General features: G+C 68.3%; 18 protein-coding genes. 2 read left to right on the plus strand and 16 right to left on the minus strand.

From position 1 onward, the window contains the following. Positions 1–62: 62 nt before the first annotated feature. From ACFY2X_RS29550 to ACFY2X_RS29590, 9 genes are all read right to left on the minus strand, one after another. Complete coding sequence (locus tag ACFY2X_RS29550) at positions 63–731, minus strand: DsbA family protein (protein ID WP_389944307.1); 669 nt, start codon at positions 729–731, stop codon at positions 63–65. Between the two features lie 71 nt (positions 732–802). Then, positions 803–1,294: a hypothetical protein gene (locus ACFY2X_RS29555; RefSeq protein ID WP_389944310.1), complete on the minus strand. Its 492-nt coding sequence runs from the start codon at positions 1,292–1,294 to the stop codon at positions 803–805. A 299-nt stretch (positions 1,295–1,593) separates the two neighbouring features. Then, entirely contained in the window at positions 1,594–2,523 is a 930-nt protein-coding gene (locus tag ACFY2X_RS29560) for a lytic transglycosylase domain-containing protein (protein ID WP_389944313.1), read from the minus strand. Positions 2,524–2,579: 56 nt separating this feature from the next. Then, a complete protein-coding gene (locus ACFY2X_RS29565; protein ID WP_389944316.1) occupies positions 2,580–3,734 on the minus strand; it encodes a methyltransferase in 1,155 nt (384 codons plus the stop codon). A 216-nt stretch (positions 3,735–3,950) separates the two neighbouring features. Continuing rightward, complete coding sequence (locus tag ACFY2X_RS29570; protein ID WP_389944319.1) at positions 3,951–4,322, minus strand: hypothetical protein; 372 nt, start codon at positions 4,320–4,322, stop codon at positions 3,951–3,953. Between the two features lie 28 nt (positions 4,323–4,350). Continuing rightward, complete coding sequence (locus ACFY2X_RS29575; protein ID WP_389944322.1) at positions 4,351–6,270, minus strand: ATP-binding cassette domain-containing protein; 1,920 nt, start codon at positions 6,268–6,270, stop codon at positions 4,351–4,353. Between the two features lie 710 nt (positions 6,271–6,980). Beyond that, complete coding sequence (locus tag ACFY2X_RS29580; protein WP_389944325.1) at positions 6,981–7,391, minus strand: hypothetical protein; 411 nt, start codon at positions 7,389–7,391, stop codon at positions 6,981–6,983. A 386-nt stretch (positions 7,392–7,777) separates the two neighbouring features. Then, the gene (locus ACFY2X_RS29585; RefSeq protein WP_389944328.1) at positions 7,778–8,620 is read right to left on the minus strand and encodes a class I SAM-dependent methyltransferase; all 843 of its coding nucleotides are present in this window, start codon (positions 8,618–8,620) and stop codon (positions 7,778–7,780) included. Between the two features lie 248 nt (positions 8,621–8,868). Then, positions 8,869–9,498, minus strand: coding sequence for a TetR/AcrR family transcriptional regulator (locus tag ACFY2X_RS29590; protein ID WP_389944331.1), 630 nt, complete (start codon positions 9,496–9,498; stop codon positions 8,869–8,871). A 110-nt stretch (positions 9,499–9,608) separates the two neighbouring features. Between ACFY2X_RS29590 and wrbA the strand changes: the two genes are divergently transcribed. Both wrbA and ACFY2X_RS29600 read left to right on the plus strand, forming a co-directional pair. Continuing rightward, on the plus strand, positions 9,609–10,214 hold the full coding sequence (gene wrbA / locus ACFY2X_RS29595; protein ID WP_389944333.1) for an NAD(P)H:quinone oxidoreductase: 606 nt from the start codon (positions 9,609–9,611) through the stop codon (positions 10,212–10,214). Next, a complete protein-coding gene (locus tag ACFY2X_RS29600) occupies positions 10,211–10,609 on the plus strand; it encodes a DUF6069 family protein (protein ID WP_389944336.1) in 399 nt (132 codons plus the stop codon). Before wrbA ends, ACFY2X_RS29600 begins: the two co-directional genes overlap by 4 nt. 275 nt (positions 10,610–10,884) lie before the next feature. Here ACFY2X_RS29600 and ACFY2X_RS29605 read toward each other — a convergent pair whose 3' ends face one another. From ACFY2X_RS29605 to ACFY2X_RS29635, 7 genes are all read right to left on the minus strand, one after another. Continuing rightward, a complete protein-coding gene (locus tag ACFY2X_RS29605) occupies positions 10,885–11,292 on the minus strand; it encodes a hypothetical protein (protein ID WP_389944338.1) in 408 nt (135 codons plus the stop codon). A gap of 162 nt (positions 11,293–11,454) precedes the next feature. Beyond that, positions 11,455–12,108, minus strand: coding sequence for a pentapeptide repeat-containing protein (locus ACFY2X_RS29610; RefSeq protein ID WP_389944341.1), 654 nt, complete (start codon positions 12,106–12,108; stop codon positions 11,455–11,457). A gap of 235 nt (positions 12,109–12,343) precedes the next feature. Then, a complete protein-coding gene (locus tag ACFY2X_RS29615; protein WP_389944344.1) occupies positions 12,344–12,583 on the minus strand; it encodes a hypothetical protein in 240 nt (79 codons plus the stop codon). Continuing rightward, positions 12,580–12,876: a type II toxin-antitoxin system Phd/YefM family antitoxin gene (locus ACFY2X_RS29620; protein WP_389944347.1), complete on the minus strand. Its 297-nt coding sequence runs from the start codon at positions 12,874–12,876 to the stop codon at positions 12,580–12,582. Before ACFY2X_RS29620 ends, ACFY2X_RS29615 begins: the two co-directional genes overlap by 4 nt. Positions 12,877–13,172: 296 nt before the next feature. Continuing rightward, entirely contained in the window at positions 13,173–14,846 is a 1,674-nt protein-coding gene (locus tag ACFY2X_RS29625) for a CDGSH iron-sulfur domain-containing protein (protein ID WP_389944349.1), read from the minus strand. Between the two features lie 388 nt (positions 14,847–15,234). After that, the gene (locus ACFY2X_RS29630; protein ID WP_389944352.1) at positions 15,235–16,824 is read right to left on the minus strand and encodes an ABC transporter permease; all 1,590 of its coding nucleotides are present in this window, start codon (positions 16,822–16,824) and stop codon (positions 15,235–15,237) included. Further along, the gene (locus ACFY2X_RS29635; RefSeq protein ID WP_389944355.1) at positions 16,821–17,717 is read right to left on the minus strand and encodes an ATP-binding cassette domain-containing protein; all 897 of its coding nucleotides are present in this window, start codon (positions 17,715–17,717) and stop codon (positions 16,821–16,823) included. The genes ACFY2X_RS29630 and ACFY2X_RS29635 overlap by 4 nt, the downstream gene beginning before the upstream one ends. Positions 17,718–17,748 lie beyond the last annotated feature (31 nt).

The raw sequence follows: 17,748 nt of genomic DNA on the forward strand, positions 1-17,748 counted from the left end.
TACGAGACGCGCATTCGGCCGGCACGCTCACGCTCGCCTCCGTCGGACGGTCTTCGAGACGGTCACGACGCGAGTGCTGTGTCGATCTTGGTCTTCAGGTTCTCGTAGCTGGGTTCCTCGTCCAGCATGACGCCGTTGAGGAAGATCGTAGGCGTGCCCGGAATGCCGAGAGCCTCTCCGTCGCGCTGATCCTTCCTCACGCGCTCAGCGGTCTCGGGTGCCTTGAGATCCTTCTGGAAGGCGGTCATGTCGAGGCCCGTCTGCCTGGCCAGGCCGAGGAAGAACTCCTCCATGGAGCCTGCGGCCCCGCCCCATTGGCTCTGGGTCTCGAACAGCTTGGTGTACATGGCCTCGAACTTGTTCTGCCTGCCGGCCGCCTCGGCGACCCGTGCCGCGAGCTCGCCGTTGCGGTGATCGGGAAGAGGGAAGTGGCGAACCACGAAATTGATCTTCCCGTTGTACTCGGTGCGGATACGCTCCATGTCAGGGAAGATCGCGCCACAGGTCTCACATTCGAAGTCCAGGAACTCCACCAGCGTGACCTTGTTGTCGGCCGCCGTGGACAGCTTGTGACTGTCCGCGCGCACCAGGTACTCCACGGGGACGGACGTGAGCTGCTCTGCCCCCGGCTTCGTGGGGCTCCCCCTGGATCCGCCGAACAGCACGACCGCCGCGATCACCGCGGCCATACCGGCAACTATGACCAGGGCTATCTTCAGATTCGTCGTCATGGTCACCCTCAGGAGATGTCTTCGCGCAACCTCTCCTTTTCCATCTTCTGCCAGGCGCAGAAGATAGAAGGTCAAGACGACGGCCGGACCTTGGCAACACGCGTTTCATCCACCGCGCCGCCCGGATCGGCCACTCGGGGGCGGCGGAGCCAGGGACGGGCGATCAGGCCCAGGCCTGCCAGGAAAAGCAGCGCGACGACGATCCACTCGTTGGAGCCGCCGGGACCGTACACATGCCCCCGGCGGCCGGTGTCGAAGGCCGGGGAGGTCTGACCCGGAGCGAACATCTCACGATCGCTTCCGTAGAACGCGATCCCGGGCCGGATCCCGGCGGCCGAGCGGAACTCGCCCAGCCAGGAGCACTGCTCATGACCGGGGTGCTGGATGCATTCGACCCGCTGGGCGGTGAACACCCCCCGAATCCCGTCTCCTCGCAGCGCCGCGAGGGCGGGGCCCGCGTTCTGTACGGCGAGCACCACCAGCAGCAGACCACCGATCATGATCACTAGATCGAAGGCTCCCGGCTTCCGACGGCGTACGGCCAGGCGTTCCCTCGGTTCCATGCCCCGCCCTCCGGCTAATGAAGTCCTCCCCCACAATTGGTTTACACCGAACCGCCCGCAATGACGACCCCTCAGGCAAACCAAGCACAATAGGAGAAAATTACCCGCCGGCCGCGGTCAGCCGCAGCGCGGAAACATGCCGGTTCGAGAGGGTGAGCCGGCGCCGGACTGCCCATCACCACCCCTGAGAACCGACCATCACCACCCGGGAGAAGGGCGAAGACACCGCGGGCCCGGCGGTCCTGACCGCGCCGTTGAAGACGGCCCGGCCCGATGTCGGACAGCGTCGCCGGTCACGGTCACCGGGGACCGGTGAGACGGACGTCGCCTTTCGCGGACAGGACGAAAACCTGCCAGTTGTAATAGGCGTAGAAGCTGCGGGAATCGCGTTTGATCTGGCGGGCGTGTGCCAGAACGGCGTCCACGTACCGGGTGTCGTGGTTGTAGGCGAACAGCGCGCGCCGGTAGTCGCGGGGCGCCCCCGACGCTTTGAGATAGTTGGCCGCACCAAGCACCGCGTCACGCGCGTTGTGAACATCCCCACCCAGTCCGTACTGCCGCCACGTGCCCGGCATGAACTGCATGGGCCCCTGCGCGCCGGTGGAACTCGCGGACCTGACCCGGCCGAACTTGGTCTCCACAAGCATGATCGCCGCGAGCACCTCCCACTCGACGCCGAACCGCTTCTCGGCGCGCACCATATGGTCACGCAGCCGCATGGCAGGCAGCGGCTCCGCCAGGAGCATCCCCTTGCGCCGCGCCGCGCTGATCGGGCGGGCCATGGACAGCAGCTTCCCGACGGCGGTGACATTGTCGCGCGCCTCAGCGGCCAGTTGTTTGGGCAACCGCCGGATGGTCTCCTGAGCCAGCGCCGTACTGCGGGCCATCGCCCGGTAGATGCGCTGCTGGTGGAGAGCCAGCAGCACCACGTCCTGTGGCGGCCGCTCCTGCGCCCCCTTGATCCAGCCGTCGATCGCCTCGTTCAGCGCGGTGGTCGTCTCCTTCAGGGCACCGGCCAGCTTTACGGGGTCGGTGGAGACGGGGACATCGGGCCCGGGTGCGTTCACGGCCTCCGCCGGGGAGGAGGCCCGAGGGGCGGCGCTCTGGGTGGTGCCCAGGGTGGTGCTCTGAGCGGGCCGTCCCAATGTCGCCGATCCGTCAGCCACACCGCCGCATCCCGAGAGGACGACTACGAGGGGCACCGCGGCGATGGCGTGGACCAGTCTCATAACGGCCTACCGTATCGCGCGAACCGCTTCACAAGCGGGTGGCACAGCGCCGTTCATCACTTCTTGACGGCCCGCAGGATGACGAACTTCGGATCGCTCGCGACGACCTCACAGTTGCCGAAGATCCTGCGCAGCTTCACGTGATACCCGAGGTGACGATTGCCGATGACCCACAGTTCGCCTCCGGAGCGGAGCGCGCGGCGCGATCCGGTGAACATGCGCCAAGCCGTCGCGTCGGTCGTCGCCCGGTGTGTGTGGAACGGCGGATTGTTCAACACCAGGTCCACCGTCCCGGCCGGCACGCCCGACAGGCCGTCACCCACCAGGAACTCCGCCGTGGTGTTCGCGGCGACGTTCATCCGAAACGTGGCTTCCGCCGAAGCGACTGCCTGGTAGGACTCATCGATGAACAGCATCTCGGCTTCGGGGTTGGCCAGCGCCGCCGCCATTCCGACCACCCCGTTGCCGCAGCCCAGGTCGACGATGCGCTCGGGGCCGCGGCTTTCCGGAAGGTTCCGCAGGAAGAACCTGGTACCGATGTCGAGGCGGTCGGCGCAGAAGATGCCCGCGTGGTTGGTGACGGTCAGGCCCGAGACCATTCCGACGTCGCCGGGCAGCGCGTAGCTTCGCGGCCACGGACTGGCGACCCGGGCGAGCAGGGGATCCGGTGCGCAGAAGATGAGCCGTGCCTTCTTCTCCGCCAGCGAGGTCCGGGTTGGCCCGATGATCTGTTCGAACAGTTTCAGCGTCGAGGTGTGGATCTCGGTGACCATCCCCGTGCCGACGACGACAGTTCCCGCGTGAACGGAGGGCGCGAGGCGGCGCAGCTGGTCCTCCAGCAGCGCGAGACTCTTGGGCACCCGGATCAGCAGCACGTCGATTCGGCCCGGTGGCATGTCCCTGGCCGACAGGAGCCGCACCGCCTCCGCGTCCACCCCGTTGCGCTTCAGGTTCGCCCGGGTCGCTTCCTGGGTGAGGAAGGAGTCGGTGATCTGCGCCGGACGGTGATCGGCGATCGCGGTGACCAGGGCACCCCACCGGTCGCCCACCACGACCACGGTGCCAGACAGGTCTGCCGGCTCGCCGTCGATCCCGTCGAGATGCCGCAGCAGGTATTCGTCAGCGGCATCCCAGGCACGAAGCGTGTCGCGGGGATCCTCGGGAAAACGGGTGAGGTCGAACTCACCTCGTGACGTCGTCAAACGGTTCATCGTCCCTCAGGCTAGCCGAGCGCCACAGCCCGCCGGGTAACCCGGGGGCTGCGCCCGTACACGTGACCCTCATAAGAGCCCCTGACAGACGGTCGAGACAGAGCCACCCGGCATTTCCGTCCCGTGATCGGCGGGCGTTCCGCGCCATCCGGCTCAACGCCCCACACCGCGACCGCGGCACGACGCCGGGCACGCCCAAGTGGGTGACGAACATGGTCACCGCTGGTCGTCCGTGAGACGTACGGCGCGAATCAGACAGCAGGAGGCCGGGTCGCCTTCGGCTTCTGAGCCGAGACGATCGACCGTGGTGACGGTGAGGCCGTGCTCAGCCAGCAGCCGGCCCCAGACAGCGGGAGTCAGCACCCACCGATACACGATGCCGGTTTCTCCGCCGGGCATCTGGAGCCGTTGCGGCGTCGGCTCGACGGTGTCGGATGGTCCTTCGCCGAGGTGGTTGGTGTGCAGGACCGAGGCGGCCAGCAGGCCACCCGGCCGCAATGCCGCGGCCAGGCCGGGCAGCAGCCGGGACGGTGAGGTGGGGGTGCCGGAGTTCCCCGGCGCAGATGGCGGTCGCCGTATCTGCTCCACGCGTGCGCATTCGCCGCTTGGTGGTCGGTCATGACGTTTCCTTCGCCGGCAAAGGGTTACCGCGGTCTTGCTGGAGGAGCCAGAGATCACGGAAGAGACCGGTCCGGGTCGTCAGCTGGGAAAACGTTCCCTCGGCAGTCACGCGCCCGTTTTCCATGACCACGATCCGGTCCGCGACGATCGTGTTGGCGAGGTTGTGGGTGACCAGGACGATCGCCCGGTCGCGCGCGAGCCGGCGCAGTCCGGTGAAGATGCGGTGTTCGGCGCGGGCGTCCAGGTCGGAGGTGGGCTCGTCCATCACCAGCAGGCCGGCGTTCCGGTGGATCGCCCGGGCGCACGCGATGCGCTGCCATTGGCCGGAGGACAGGGCCTGGCCGCCCCACCATTCGCGGGCCAGCAGCGTGCCCAGGCCGCTGCGCAACACGTTGATCACCGCGTCGGCACCGCTGGCGGCTGCCGCGCGCCGCACGGCCTCATCCCTGTCGGGCTGGGGCTGGCCGAGGTGGATGTTCTCCCGGGCGGTCATCGGCCAGCGGGCGAATTCCTGCGGGACGACCGCGCACTGCTTCCACAGGGCGTGGGGGTCCAGGTCGCGGGTGCTGACGCCGTCCCAGGTGACCACGCCGGAGGTGGGCAGGTTGAGCCCGGACAGCAGTTTCATGAGCGTGGTCTTGCCGGAGCCGTTCTCCCCCACCACGGCGACGATCTCGCCTTGCCGGACCTCGAAGTCCACCTCGTGCAGGGTGTCGGCTTCGGCTTCGGGGTAGCGGTAGGTGACCTGGTGCAGGGCGACATGCCGGGGGCGATCCGGCACGATCGCGCCTCGATCCAGGCGTTGCCCGCCCGCTTCTGCGATGAACGCCTCCCAGTCATCCAGGTAACGGCCGGTGCGCATCAGCTCTGAGCCGTATCCGACGATGCCGTGCAGCCCGCCGGCGGCCGAGCGCAGCGCGAAAACCAAGGTGCCGGCGGCTGCGGCGCTGATGTTTCCGGTGCCGAGCAGCACCATCACCCCACCCCACATCAGGGCCGAGGCCATGCCGCTGATGCCCGCTCCTACGAGGCTGATCTTGGCGCGTTGCCAGGCGGCCTGATCGTTGACCCGGTCCACCCGTACTCCGCTGGCCCGGTATTTGTCCAGCAGGTAGGGGGCCAGGGTGTCGGTGCGGATCTGGTCGGCTTGCTCTTTGTGGGTCAGGTGCCAGCGCAGCATGCTCAGCACCCGTCGCTCATGAAACGTCTTCAAGATCGCCAGATAGGCGACCCGCTCGCCCGCGATGGACGCCAGCGCCTGCGGGATGGCGATCAGCAGGAGCAATGGCAGCAGAATCGGAGCCAATGTGGCGATGACCACGGCAGCGGCGGTCAGCGTGGCCAGGGAGGAGACCAGGTTCTGCGATTGGCCGATCATGTCGCGGCTGACTTCGACTCCCCGGTCGGCCTTGTCACAGCGATCGTTGAATCCGGGATGGTCGTAGGCGGCCATCTCCGCGTTCGTCGCCGCCTCCAGCATGCGGTACTCCGCCTCCCGGGAGATCCGCGGACCCAGCCGGTGCGACAGGCCCCGGATCGCGATGCCCAGAACCGCGCGCAGACCGGCCGCCCCGGCCAGAGTCGCCACCGAGGGCAGGGCCGCACGCAGTTGTGCGGGGTCGTGGGCGGATTGGATCAGCGCACTGAGCGCCGCGGTCGTGGCGAACAGGCCAAGCGCCTCCAGCAGGCCGGAGGCCACTTGGCAGGCCAGCAGGGCGATCACCGCGCGCCGGTCCACGGCCCAGCCCAGGGCGAAGGAACGGCGAACCAATTGCGGCAGGCGACTGCCCAGTTGGCGCACGGTGAGGTGATCCACCCATTCGACGGTGTCGCCACCGCCGAAGCTGAACGTCAGCTCCTCGCTGTGCTGTTCCTGCTCGGGGGCGGTGTCGGTGATGGCCGTCTCGTCAGCCACGTCTGCGGCTCCTGTTCCAGGAACGGGAGGAGGCCTGCCTTCGGGTCGAACGCGTGCCGGCCACGTCGGCGAAGGCCTCCTCATCGGATGAGGGGAGAAAGGGGTGAGATCGGTGCGTTTCGTCCTGCGAGGTGCGTGGTTCGGCGGCGTGTTGGTGCGGAGTGCCGTTACCGGTTCCGCAGGTTTCCATGGACGCATCACCTCCCGTGACGGTGACCATCTGTCTTCGAACAGACGCTGTGCGTAACGGTCTCAGATGCCACCGACATTTACGCCGCCTCATGTGATCGGCTTTCCTCGGTGTGATCACCGGGGACCTCACCATGACGGGCGCGGCCGGCACGCCATCGGTCGGCTGAAGGCGTCGCGGCGGACTGGCACCGGCGCGAACTTTCCAGATGCCCCAGGCGGCGCCGTCCGAGACGGCCCATCCGTGTGAAACGAGTGGCGCGGGAGGAAGGCGAGCGGCCCCGTTCTCGTGGTCAGCCTGCCTTCAAAGGCTTGCCCATGGAAGGTGGCTCCGCTCCTCCACTTCGTCGAACGAAGAAGTGCAGGACCACCATGGGCGACCGGTCTTCCGCGGCATCCGCTCCGCATGCCGTACGGTCACTTCTGCCCCTCGCAGACAGAGAGAAGCCGGCCTGAGGGTCAGTGGATTACGGCCGTTGCCCGGTCGACCCCATCTCTGGGCGACGTTTGCCCAGCTCGGTTCACCTGCCGCCGATGAAGTACCTGGCAGGAATGAACAGCTCGTGCCCGGTGTCGAAAAGCACCCGCACCCCGGCGGTCGTCCACTCGGTCGTTGTCACAGACCGGGCGGTCGTTTCGATGTCCACCCAGTGGCCGTAGGAAAGGCCGGGATCCCGGCCGGCGTAGATCTGGTGCGACTCCCCGAGAAGGGTGCTCTTACGGACCAAGGCCAGCAGATACTTCGAATCGTCGTCGTACGCCACGGTGGCCGGCTGGTTGCTGCGGTAGACCACCTCGCGCAGCGGCCAGTGCGCCGCGACGGACAGTGCCATGCCCAGCACGATGCCAAGGACCAGCAGCCCGAGGCCCTTCAGCCGCCCGGATCGGTTTGGGCGAGTCAACGGCGGTCCCACGACAAAGGGCGAAGTCATCAACGGTCTCCGTAATAGTCGACTACATAGTTCGTCGCTCCCGCACGGTAGAAGGTTCGCGAGCGCCAACAGCAGTCCGCCGGTTTCTCAACCCCGTTCAAGGCAGCTCGCATGGCCCACGCTCGGCCAGACCGGCCAGACCGGCGTTGGCCTCGGTGCGGATCATGGAAAGGCGGCGCCTCTTCTCGCCCGGACCTCAGCTGTCACCGTTTGCGCCGGGCGACGTCGTGCTCAGGCGGCCCAGGCCGCCCGGGTAGACCGCGCCGAGCTTGACCAGAACGCCGGTCAAAGCGTGATCCGCCGCTACATCATCTGGCGAAACCGACACGCTCACGACGAACCGCTACACCGCATCACCGCCAAGGCAAACGTGGCCTGATACGGCGCTAGCTGCCCATGCCTGTCGATCCGTTCGAACCTGATGCGACGCGGCCACTGGCGAGCAGAGCGTGGTAGCGCAGCACCAGCTGTCCGTCCGCGCCGGCGTACTCCGCCACGAGGCGGTCGTAGGCGACTTTGATCCGTTCGATAATCGCCGGGTCCTGCCGTCCGATGGTCTGGCCGATCAGTCCGACTCCCGATGCCGCACCGCCCCACCACTCCTCGGGCCCCGCGACATGGTCCCAGGCGAGCGGCTCGCAGGAGACCCTGTCGAGTCCGACGTCCTTGAAGAGGGCGGCGAAACCCTCGGCGGTACGCGGGAAATCGTCGGCCGGGTCGAGCCAGGGCAGGTCGGCGGGCCGCTCGACGCCGGCCTCGTCGACGGCTCGGTCCAGCAGTTCGTGCCCGACACCGACCGGCGAGCACCAGATCGTCGCGGCGACTCGTCCACCCGGCCGGGTCGCGTCGCGCAGTGCAGCCACTGTCGCGGCCGGGCGGCCGGTGTGGTTGACGACGAAGTTCGCCACCACGGCGTCGAAGGTGCCTGGGCCGAAAGGCAGGTTGGGAAGCACGGCGACGTGCACGTCGGCTTCGGGCGCGGCGCGGCGGGCCAGGGCGACCATGCCGGGCTCGGCGTCGACGGCGGTGACCCGGGCGCCGCGTGCGCAGGCCGCCACCGCGACGGTGCCACTGCCCGTGCCGACGTCGAGCAGGCGGGTGCCGGGGCCGGCTCCGGCGGCGTCGAGCAGGGCCGGGGCCGTGTGGGCGCAGAGCTTGGCGAAGCCGTCGCGGAAGGCCTCGGCCCGGCCGGCCCAGATCCGCCGCTCGGCCTCATCGAATTCGGACACGGCTGCCGGCATTCCTTCCTGCTCCCCCGGCCGGGTGCGGCTCCCGGCGCACGATCCGCATCAGCCGGCGCCCCTCGTCATCGTCGATCTCACGGGCCCTCAGGCGTTCGCTCACCCGCACAGTCTGGCCGATCAGTGCCCGGCCGAGCGAACCCGACCAGGCGAACGTTCCCTGATACGGCACCAGCCCACCCGAGCGAGCCACTGCCATCCCGTCACCGACACAACGGCATGGGGCGGTGTTGGGATCACTCGGTAAGGGGTTTGTCGAGTGAGTCGACGAAGGTCGAACGCAGGAGGTCGGCCAGGCGTGCGCCGTACTCCTGTGGGCTCCACCCCTTGTCGGTGACCAGTCGTTCGAGCAGGTCCCAGGACATCAGGCCCCACAGCATGTCGGCGGCGGCCGGCACGGACCAGCGAGGGGCGAGGCTGCCCTCATCGGCCAGCCAGGTCATCAATCGGCTACAGCCGTGGTGCCAGTTGCGCATGGTGGTCTGGCGCATCGCGGCGGCGTCCGGGTCGGTGCGGGCCGCCCGCTCCACGGCCTGCGACACGGCCATGATCCGTGGGTGCACCCTGGCGATGTGGTGGGCCCATTCCTCCAGTGCGCTCACCGCGTCGGGGCTGTTCCAGACCCGGTCCAGCGAGGATCCGATGTCTTCGGTGACGCCGAGGTGCGCATACAGCTTGGTCAGCAGCTCGCCGCGGGAGGTGAAGTGCAGATAGAGGGCCCGGGGTGAGACCCCCGCGCTGATCGCGACGGCGGCCATGGTCGTGGCCTCGAAGCCCTCCTCTTCGATCAGTTTGCGGGCGGCGTTGAGCAGGGCCTCGCGTGTGCGGCGGCTGCGTGCGTTCTGGGGCTCGTCGATGGCCGCCATCGGCCCACACCTTCCAAGTGCATAGCTTGTGCAATTCCCTCTTGCATCGAACTTCATGCTACCTGTAATTTCTAAACTGCACACGATGTGAAGTTCGAGAGAGGTTTCACATGTCAGCCAATGTCGCCGTCATCTACTACAGCTCTACAGGGACGCTGCACGCCCTTGCCCAAGCAGTGGTCGAAGGCGCCTGGAAGACCGCTGCCTCAGTACGGCTCCGCAAGATCGCAGAGACGGCACCAGCCGAGGCCATCGCCGGCAACCCCGCCTGGCAGGCACACCTCGACCAAACCGCCGACGTGCCCGAGGCCACGCTCGACGACCTGGAGTGGGCCGACGCCGTCGTGTTCGGCACTCCCACCAGGTACGGCACCCCTGCCGCCCAGCTCAAGCAGTTCATCGACAGCACCGGGCCCTTGTGGCACCAGGGCAGGCTTGCGGGCAAGGTCTACGGCGCGTTCACCGCCGGATCGACCGCGCACGGCGGACAGGAAAGCACCCTGCTGGCACTTGGCAACGTCTTCTACCACTGGGGCGGAATCATCGTCCCGCCCGGATACACCGACCCCATCCAGTTCCAGCACGGCAACCCCTACGGCACGTCCTTCATCGCCGGCATGGGTGACAGACCGGGCCAGGTCGAGCTCGAAGCCGCCCGCCACCAGGGCCGCCGGACGGCGGAAACCGCTGCGCGGCTGGTCAGGAGCGCGGCATGAGGCGCCGTCTGCTGGCCGTGGGCGGCGCCGTACTCGCCGCCACGGTGATCGGCGTGATCGCCCCCGCCGCCGGCGTGGACCTGCGTGTGGACATGCGCAACGGGCAGCCGCCCATGACGATCGGCCTGCCCCTCACCATTGGGTTCTCGCTGACGTTCGCCCTGCTCGGCTGGGCATCGTTGGCATTGCTGGAGCGCTTCACCGTCCGCGCCAGGACCACCTGGACGATCCTGGCGGTGGCGGTGCTGCTGCTGTCCTTCCTGCCGCTCCTGGCCGCCGAGGCTACCGCGGGCACGAAGGCGATGCTCGCGCTCATGCACGTGACGGTCGCCGCCGTGCTTATCCCGATGCTGCGCGGTGACAGGTCCAGCGGGAAGCGCTCCGTGGACGTCTGAACCAGTCCGGGCGCGGGCCCAGCCTGCCGGGGCCGCCTTGGCGGCCCCTTCCTGAAGATCTGAGAGTGAGCCGGCACCACATCTTGACCCGCTCCTGCGAGCGGCGAGGCCTGGCGCGGTGTCGAGGAAAGAACAAAAAGTGGTCAGCCGGCGGCGGAGGAAGGCGTACAGGCGCTCACCGAAGCGCTCGTAGAGCCTGGTGAGCGCCTCGGCGTCGCCCCGCGCGGCCCCGATCAGGAGGGCGGCGTCCGCCTCGTCCGTGACACCCTCCGGCGTCAGACGTGGGTGACGATGAGGGTCACGCCCATCTCGTTGCCGCATGAGACGAAGACGGGGCCGACCCCGTTGCGCACCCATTCGGCCAGTTTCGCCGTGGCTTTGAAGCCTTCGGGGTTGTCATCCAGGATGCGGACGTCCGTCAGGGCGGACCTGCCGCCGTAATCGCTGGTTTTGTTGTTACTGTTGGTGACGTGGTGACGTGGTGACGTGGTGACGCGGTGACGGGATTGAACGCACCCGGCGTGCCGGGGAACGGCTCTGTGATCCGCTGTCGGCATCGCAACGCGGTATGGCCTGGCCATGCCGGGCAGTGAGTCACGCTGCCTTACGCGGCCTGAATCGTCGAAGCCATCGATGGTGAGGAGCTGCAAGCTCGGCCCGTTCACGGCCGAGAAGTTGACCAAGCGTAGGCACTACCGTCGGCCTGCGCTCCGCGGCAGGCCGGTGTCGTGCGGTTCACTTTCTCCGGCTCCCGGTTCGTCCTCCGCCGCCGGCTATCGCATCGCCCAAGCCTCGTGGCTTCGGCGGCGGCTCGAGCGGCGCAACCTCCCCACCCGAGTGCCGCCTCAGGAGTCCTTGACCGTCACACCCAGCGTTCGGGCGAAGGCCGGGGCCAGTCCCAGCAACTGCGTGCTGTTGATCGTCGCGCCCTTCAGCGCGGCATGACCATCGGCGATGTCCAGGTCGGTGGCACCGCGCAGATCGACCTTGCTCAGCTGCGCCCCCTCCAGCCGCACCCGTTCCAGGGTCGATCCGGGAAAGGAGACGCTGTTCAGCGTGGCACCGGCCAGATCGACCTCACGCAGCAGGCAGTCGACGAACGCCACCTCCTGCAGCGTCGCGCTGCGGGCGTTGACGCCTTCGAGCTTGCAGCCGAAGAAGGTCACGCGGCGCAGCGTGGCAGCGTTCAGCAGCACACCGGCGAACGCACCGTTGATCACCTCGGCATCCAGCCAGGTGCTCTCGCCCAGCTCCGATCCCACCCAGCGTACGGCGTGCATCCACACATCGCTGAAGCGGGCCCGCGGGCAGCCGCCGCCGGTGAAGACCACCGAGGAGAACACGCACTCGATGAAGCGTGCGTTCCCGGCGTCTTGCTGCTCGAACTCCTGCCCTTGAAAGGCGACGGTGTCGTATTCGCCCTGAGGCGCCAGGCGCCCGTCGAACGGGTCCAGGTGAGCGGCGTAGGGAAGGTCGGCGCGCTCGCGCGGTACAGACATGACGAGCCTCACAAAGGTCACGGACGTTACGACGGCGTTGTGCTTACCGAGGACGGGATCGCGGCGATTCGGGTGCCGCCGGAGGAGGAAGTGCAGGCGGCACGGGCGCTCGCGGAGGTGAACGCGCGAGCAGCTCGCCCAGCGGGGTGTGCCTGACCGCCCCAGCCGGTTGGGCGTCTGCGGCGGTGCCGCCCTCGTGGTTCAAGAACGCGATGGTCATGCTCCCCGTGGCCGGTCAGGTGTTGATCTGCAGGACCCACACTGACACGTGGTCGGCGCCATGAGTGCAGACAACGCGGAAGGTGTCGGTGCGCAGCTCGACCGCACCGGGGATGCCGCCGTAAGGACGGGCCCCCAGTGGTTCGGGTTCCTCGGTCAGGTCGAGCAGCGTGTCGAGGATCGCGATGCGCAGGCTGGGCGCCGTGTGCCGGAGGGCCTCGCGGACGGCGTCGGCGAGATTGAGCGCCCGCTTCAAGAATGGTCGCCGGGGGCGGGAAGACCGAAGTCGCCGTACAGGTCGGTCGCGCTTTCGTAGCGGTGCATGCGCACCTCGCCCCGCTCGTGGGCGGCGATCGCCTCGCGCACCTTGCCGATCTCCCGCTCCTTGCGAAGCTGTAGCAGCTCCTCGTAGTCCTCTTCGGAGATGAGAACGGCGCGCTCGGTGGCGGAACGGCGGATATGGGTGACCTCGCCCCGGTGAGCGGCGCGGGCCACCAGCGGCCCAAGGTTGCTGCGGGCCTCGACGATGCCCAGGGTCTTGTTGGTCATGCTTCCACGATACGTGCAAGGTGTACATCCTGCACATGATGCGCGAGGTGAGCACCCTTGAGGTTGTTAACGGAACCGGGCTCCTTCCAGTAAGCGCAGGTTCCAATAAGGGTGGGCAGAGGTGCTCCAGGGGTGCCGCCAGTGCCTGCCCCCGCATACGCCCGAACCGGTCCCGGGCTTCAAGGTGGCGTGAAGATGGCCACCACGTGATCATTCGGAATGTGCGAAGACGCCTGAAGATCGCGTGGTGGCCGGCACCGGCTACGGCGTGCTCATGTCTTCGGGCAGGATCTGGTTCAGGGCTGGGTTCCTTCGTCGATCCAGCGGGCGAAAAGGTCCAGGTGTTCGGCGGGCCAGGCGCCGTCGCAGGGCATGGTGCCCTGGCGAAGGCGCAGGAGGATGGCGTCGGCGTGTGTCGTGACGTCGGCGTGCGACCACAGGTCGAAGGCGAAGCTCATGGATCTGCGGTCCATCTCGCGGAACAGCGGCTTGATGTGGTCAGCGAAGCTGACCGGCTCGTCTGCCTGCGGCAGCCGTACCTCGGGCTTTTCGGCGGCAGGAGCCAGGGCGGAGACGCGGGAGCCGGGCCTGGCATTGCACACCCACCACCATTGCGGCACCGGCATGTGCGGCGGCGGCGTCGCGCCGGGCTGGGAGTTCTCCACCGCGATACGGGAACCCCATTCGACATAGGCGACGAACGCGGCGCGGAACTCGGCGTCGGTGGGTAGGCCGGCGTCGTCGGCGGCTTTGGCGATGAGCTGGGCCCAGCGGGCGCGCCACTCTTCGGTCAGCGCTTTCCCGGCGTGTTCGGCGACCATGTGGTCGTAGCCACCGTACTGCTCCGTGTAGAGCTTGGGCCCGCCGAAGGTCTCGGCGAGCCAGGCGGCGACGCGCTCGGGGTGATCGGGAGACATCCGCGCGAACAGCGGCCCGAGCAGCTCATCCCGGGGAACATACTTCTGGTAGAAGATCGACGTCATTCGTCGCAGTGCCGGCAGGCCACCGGCCCACTCGAACAGGTTGGGGTCCTCGGACAGCGGCGGGTCGGCGAAGTTCACGTAGTAATGCATGCCACTGCAGATCGGCTTGTTGCGCGAGTGGCCGCACCGGCACAGGCTGTAGTGCTCCCGGGTGTCGTCACCGTCGAGCGGGATGCCACCGGTGACCCGGTACGGGCCGTCCTTGGACACCTCGATCGCCGGTTCGCGCTCCAGATCGGACCCCCTTCTGCCCTCGATCTCGTAACCGAGAGCACCGGACGGGCAGGCGCGCACGGCCCTGACGACCTCGTCCACGTGGTCGCCGTCGGGCGCCACGAACGGCTCCTCACCCAGCCGGAACACACTGGAGAGCCGGTCGGTGCAAAATCCCGAATGGGCGCATATCCCGCGGTTGTCCACCACGGTGACCTGCGTGCCTTCGTAGGCGTCGCGCCGTTCGGGCGTTCGGGCGGGGTCCTTTTCGCCGCTGAACCCGGCACGAGCATGGCTGCCGTCACACAGGGGCTTGGTGGCGGATTGGCCACACCGGCACAGGGCCATCTGGGGGAACGTCTGAATCGGCTCGCCCAGCCAGTTTGTGATCTTCACAGGGTTGGTGACCAGGTAGGGGCCGTCGACCGCCACGTCGATCCGCGTTCCCAGCGCACCCTGGATGCCCTTGAGTTCCTCGATCCTGGCAGCCAACTCGTCGGCGTCCTCGGCGAACAGGCAGGCCAGGTGCTGCAATGCCGCGGTCGCCTCGATCAGACCCTCCGGTGCGCCCGGCTGGGCCCGCAGCCGGGTCGCATCCTTGGCCAACTCCCACACACGATCCGCGACCGGGCCGGTCTCAGTGACATCCGCCTCGGGTTCGCCGACCAGTGCGGCCAAAGGCCGGATCACCGTCTCGCTCAGCGGATGACCAGGCGCCAGGTCACCGTCGAGCAACCGGGCCCGCGCCAGCAGGTCAGCCATTGCTGTCGTCATCGTACTCCTTCACAACTAATTACATAATTACAGAAATGTACCGTGACCTGATCTACGTGTCCGGAGAATCGTCAGACTCGGTCGGCCGCCGCCCACGACCTCCTTTACGCGGAGGGTGTCCAGGCGGCGGGATCGATCACGTCGGGGCCTGTCGTTGCGAAGCTGTCATGAAGTACAGCGGTCGAGTACGTCGCGGTCGCGGTGAAGGTCCCGTCCGCCGGCCTGGCGTTGTATAAGCGGGACGGGCACACCGGCAAAGCCCAGCGAACCGGCATCCGTGAGTGCGATGTGGAGGACGCCGGGAAAGCGACCTTCGAATCCGTCACCCGGACGGGGTCGTCGAGCACGATCGCAGGCCGGGGCCACCCGCGCGGCCCCGGCCTGACGGTCAGCCGAAGTCGCGGCGATTGAGCCGGGTCAGCGCCGCGGCGGCGAGCACCGCCGTCAACGCCAGGATGACCAGTTGGGGAAGCGCGGTGAACGGCGCTCCCGCGACGGTGTTGGGCGTGTAGTGGAACGGCTCGGCCCGGCTCCACCCCCACAGGCCGATCAGCGGCCCGAGCAGGTCGCCCAGCACGACCACCGTCCCCCACGCCGCCCAGGAGAGCGCGACGGAAAGCCGTGGCAGCACGCCGACGGCGAATGCGGCGATCGCTCCGACGAGCCAGGCGGCCGGCACGTGCCCCAGCGTGCCGAGCAGTACCCGAGGCAGGTCGACGGCCACATCGCCGAGGAGGAGCGAGTAGATCAGCCCCGTGACGAACCCGCCGAGCGTCAGCAGCGCGAGCGTCCCCGAGGCGGCCACGACCAGGTGGGCGACGGCCCAACCGGCCCTGCTCACCCCTGTGGCCAGCAGGGCTTCGGCACGGCCGGAGTATTCCTCCTGGTGCAGCCGGAGCGTCGCCAGCACGGGGTAGAGCGCGATCGTGTAGGCCAGCAGCAGGATGATGACCCGCAGATAGGCGTCGACGGGATTCCCCGACGGCCCGCCGTACCGGTGGATGAACCCCTCCAGGACTCGGCCAGGCTGGTCCGCCAGGCGCGGGGCGACGCCGCTGAGGCCCGCGAACAGCGCCGCGGCCGCCGCCACTCCGACGGCCCACATGGCCAGCATGCCCCGCTGCAGCCGCCAGGCCAGGCTGAACGGGCCCTTCAGGCCGGGACCCGTCGCGTGGCCCGGCCGTACCGGGAGAAGGCCCGCGCCCAGGTCGCGGCGCGCGGTCAGCCCGTACACGACCGCCAGGATGATCGCGGTGGCTCCGGCGGATACGGCGAGCGTCCACCAGCGGTCGGCGGTGTAGGCCCGGACGAGGTGACTCCATCCCAGCGGAGACGACCAGGTGAGCCACGTCAGGCCTGAGGCGTCACCGAGGTAGCGGAGCAGATACGACACTCCGAGCGCGAGCAGGCCGAGACCGGTCGCGTTCCGCCCGCTCTGGGCTAGCTGGGCAGCCAGCGCGGCCACGGCGCTGAACGTCAGCCCGGCGGCGGCGATCGCCGCACCGTACGCCAGGGAGCCCGCCGTCTCGATGCCCATCGCGATGAGCACGCAGGAGGTGAGCAGCCCGGCGAGCAGGGACGCGCTCGCCGCGACGATCAGCGCAGCGGTCAGCGGGGCGTGCCGGCCGACCGTCCCGGCCAGCAGCAGCTCCTGGCGTCCGGCTTCCTCCTCGGCCCTGGTGTGGCGGATGACGATGGTCATGGCCATCCAGGCGGTCAGCAGGTACAGCAGCCCGCCGCTGCGCCAGGCCGCCATCGCCCCGATGGACGGCTCGTCCACCGGTCCGCCAAGGCCCAGGAAGATGGGGTTGGCGGAGATCACCTCCGCGTAGGCACGCAGATCCCGCCAGGTGGGAAAGTAGCCGTTGATGTAGCTGATCAGTCCAGCACCGAGCAGGACGATGAGGAGGATCCACACCAGCGAGCGGACCCTCTCCGCGCGGACGACCAGTCTCAGCAGCAGACCTGTGCCGGTCATCGCGCGGCCCCCACGGTCTCGTAGTGGCGCAGGAACAACTCCTCCAGGCTCGGCGGACTGCAGGTCAGAGCGCGTACGCCGATGTCTGACAGGTGGGCGAGCAGCGCGTCCAGCGCCTCGGCATCGACCTGGCAGGTGACCCGGCCATCCTCCACCCGCATCGCGTGCACGCCGGGCAGGCCGTGGAGAGGCTCCGGCGATCCGGCCAGCTCGGCGGTGACCGACGTGCGGGTGAGGTGGCGCAGCTCGGCCAGCGTGCCCGATTCCACGGTCCGTCCGGCGCGGATGATGCTCACCCGGTCGCAGAGGGTCTCGACCTCGGACAAGATGTGGCTGGACAGCAGGACGGTACGGCCTGCCCGCTTCTCCTCTGCGACGCACGCCTTGAACACCGCCTCCATCAGCGGGTCAAGCCCTGAGGTGGGCTCATCGAGGATGAGCAGCTCGGCATGGGAGGCGAATGCGGCCACCAGGGCGACCTTCTGCCGGTTTCCCTTGGAGTAGGTCCGGCACTTCTTGCGGGGGTCGAGCTCGAATCGCTCCAGCAACTGCGTGCGGCGGCGGGCGTCGAGCCCACCCCTGGACTGCCCGAGCAGGTCGATCACCTCGCCTCCGGTGAGCGTGGGCCACAGTGTCACATCACCCGGCACGTAGGCCAGGCGGTGGTGCAGCTCGCTCGCGTGACGCCACGGGTCGCCGCCGAACAGCCGCACGCTGCCGGAGTCAGCGCGGACGAGACCGAGCAGGATGCGGATCGTGGTGGACTTTCCCGCGCCGTTCGGGCCGAGGAAACCGTGCACTTCGCCGGCGCGGACGGTCAGATCGAATCCGTCGAGTGCGCGCGTCGCGCCGTAGGACTTGATGAGACCGGAAACCGAGATCAAATCGTTCATGAGGCAATCCCCTTGGGAGAGTTTTACGGCA

Source organism: Streptosporangium sp. NPDC000396, assembly GCF_042898655.1.
GTDB lineage: Bacteria > Actinomycetota > Actinomycetes > Streptosporangiales > Streptosporangiaceae > Streptosporangium.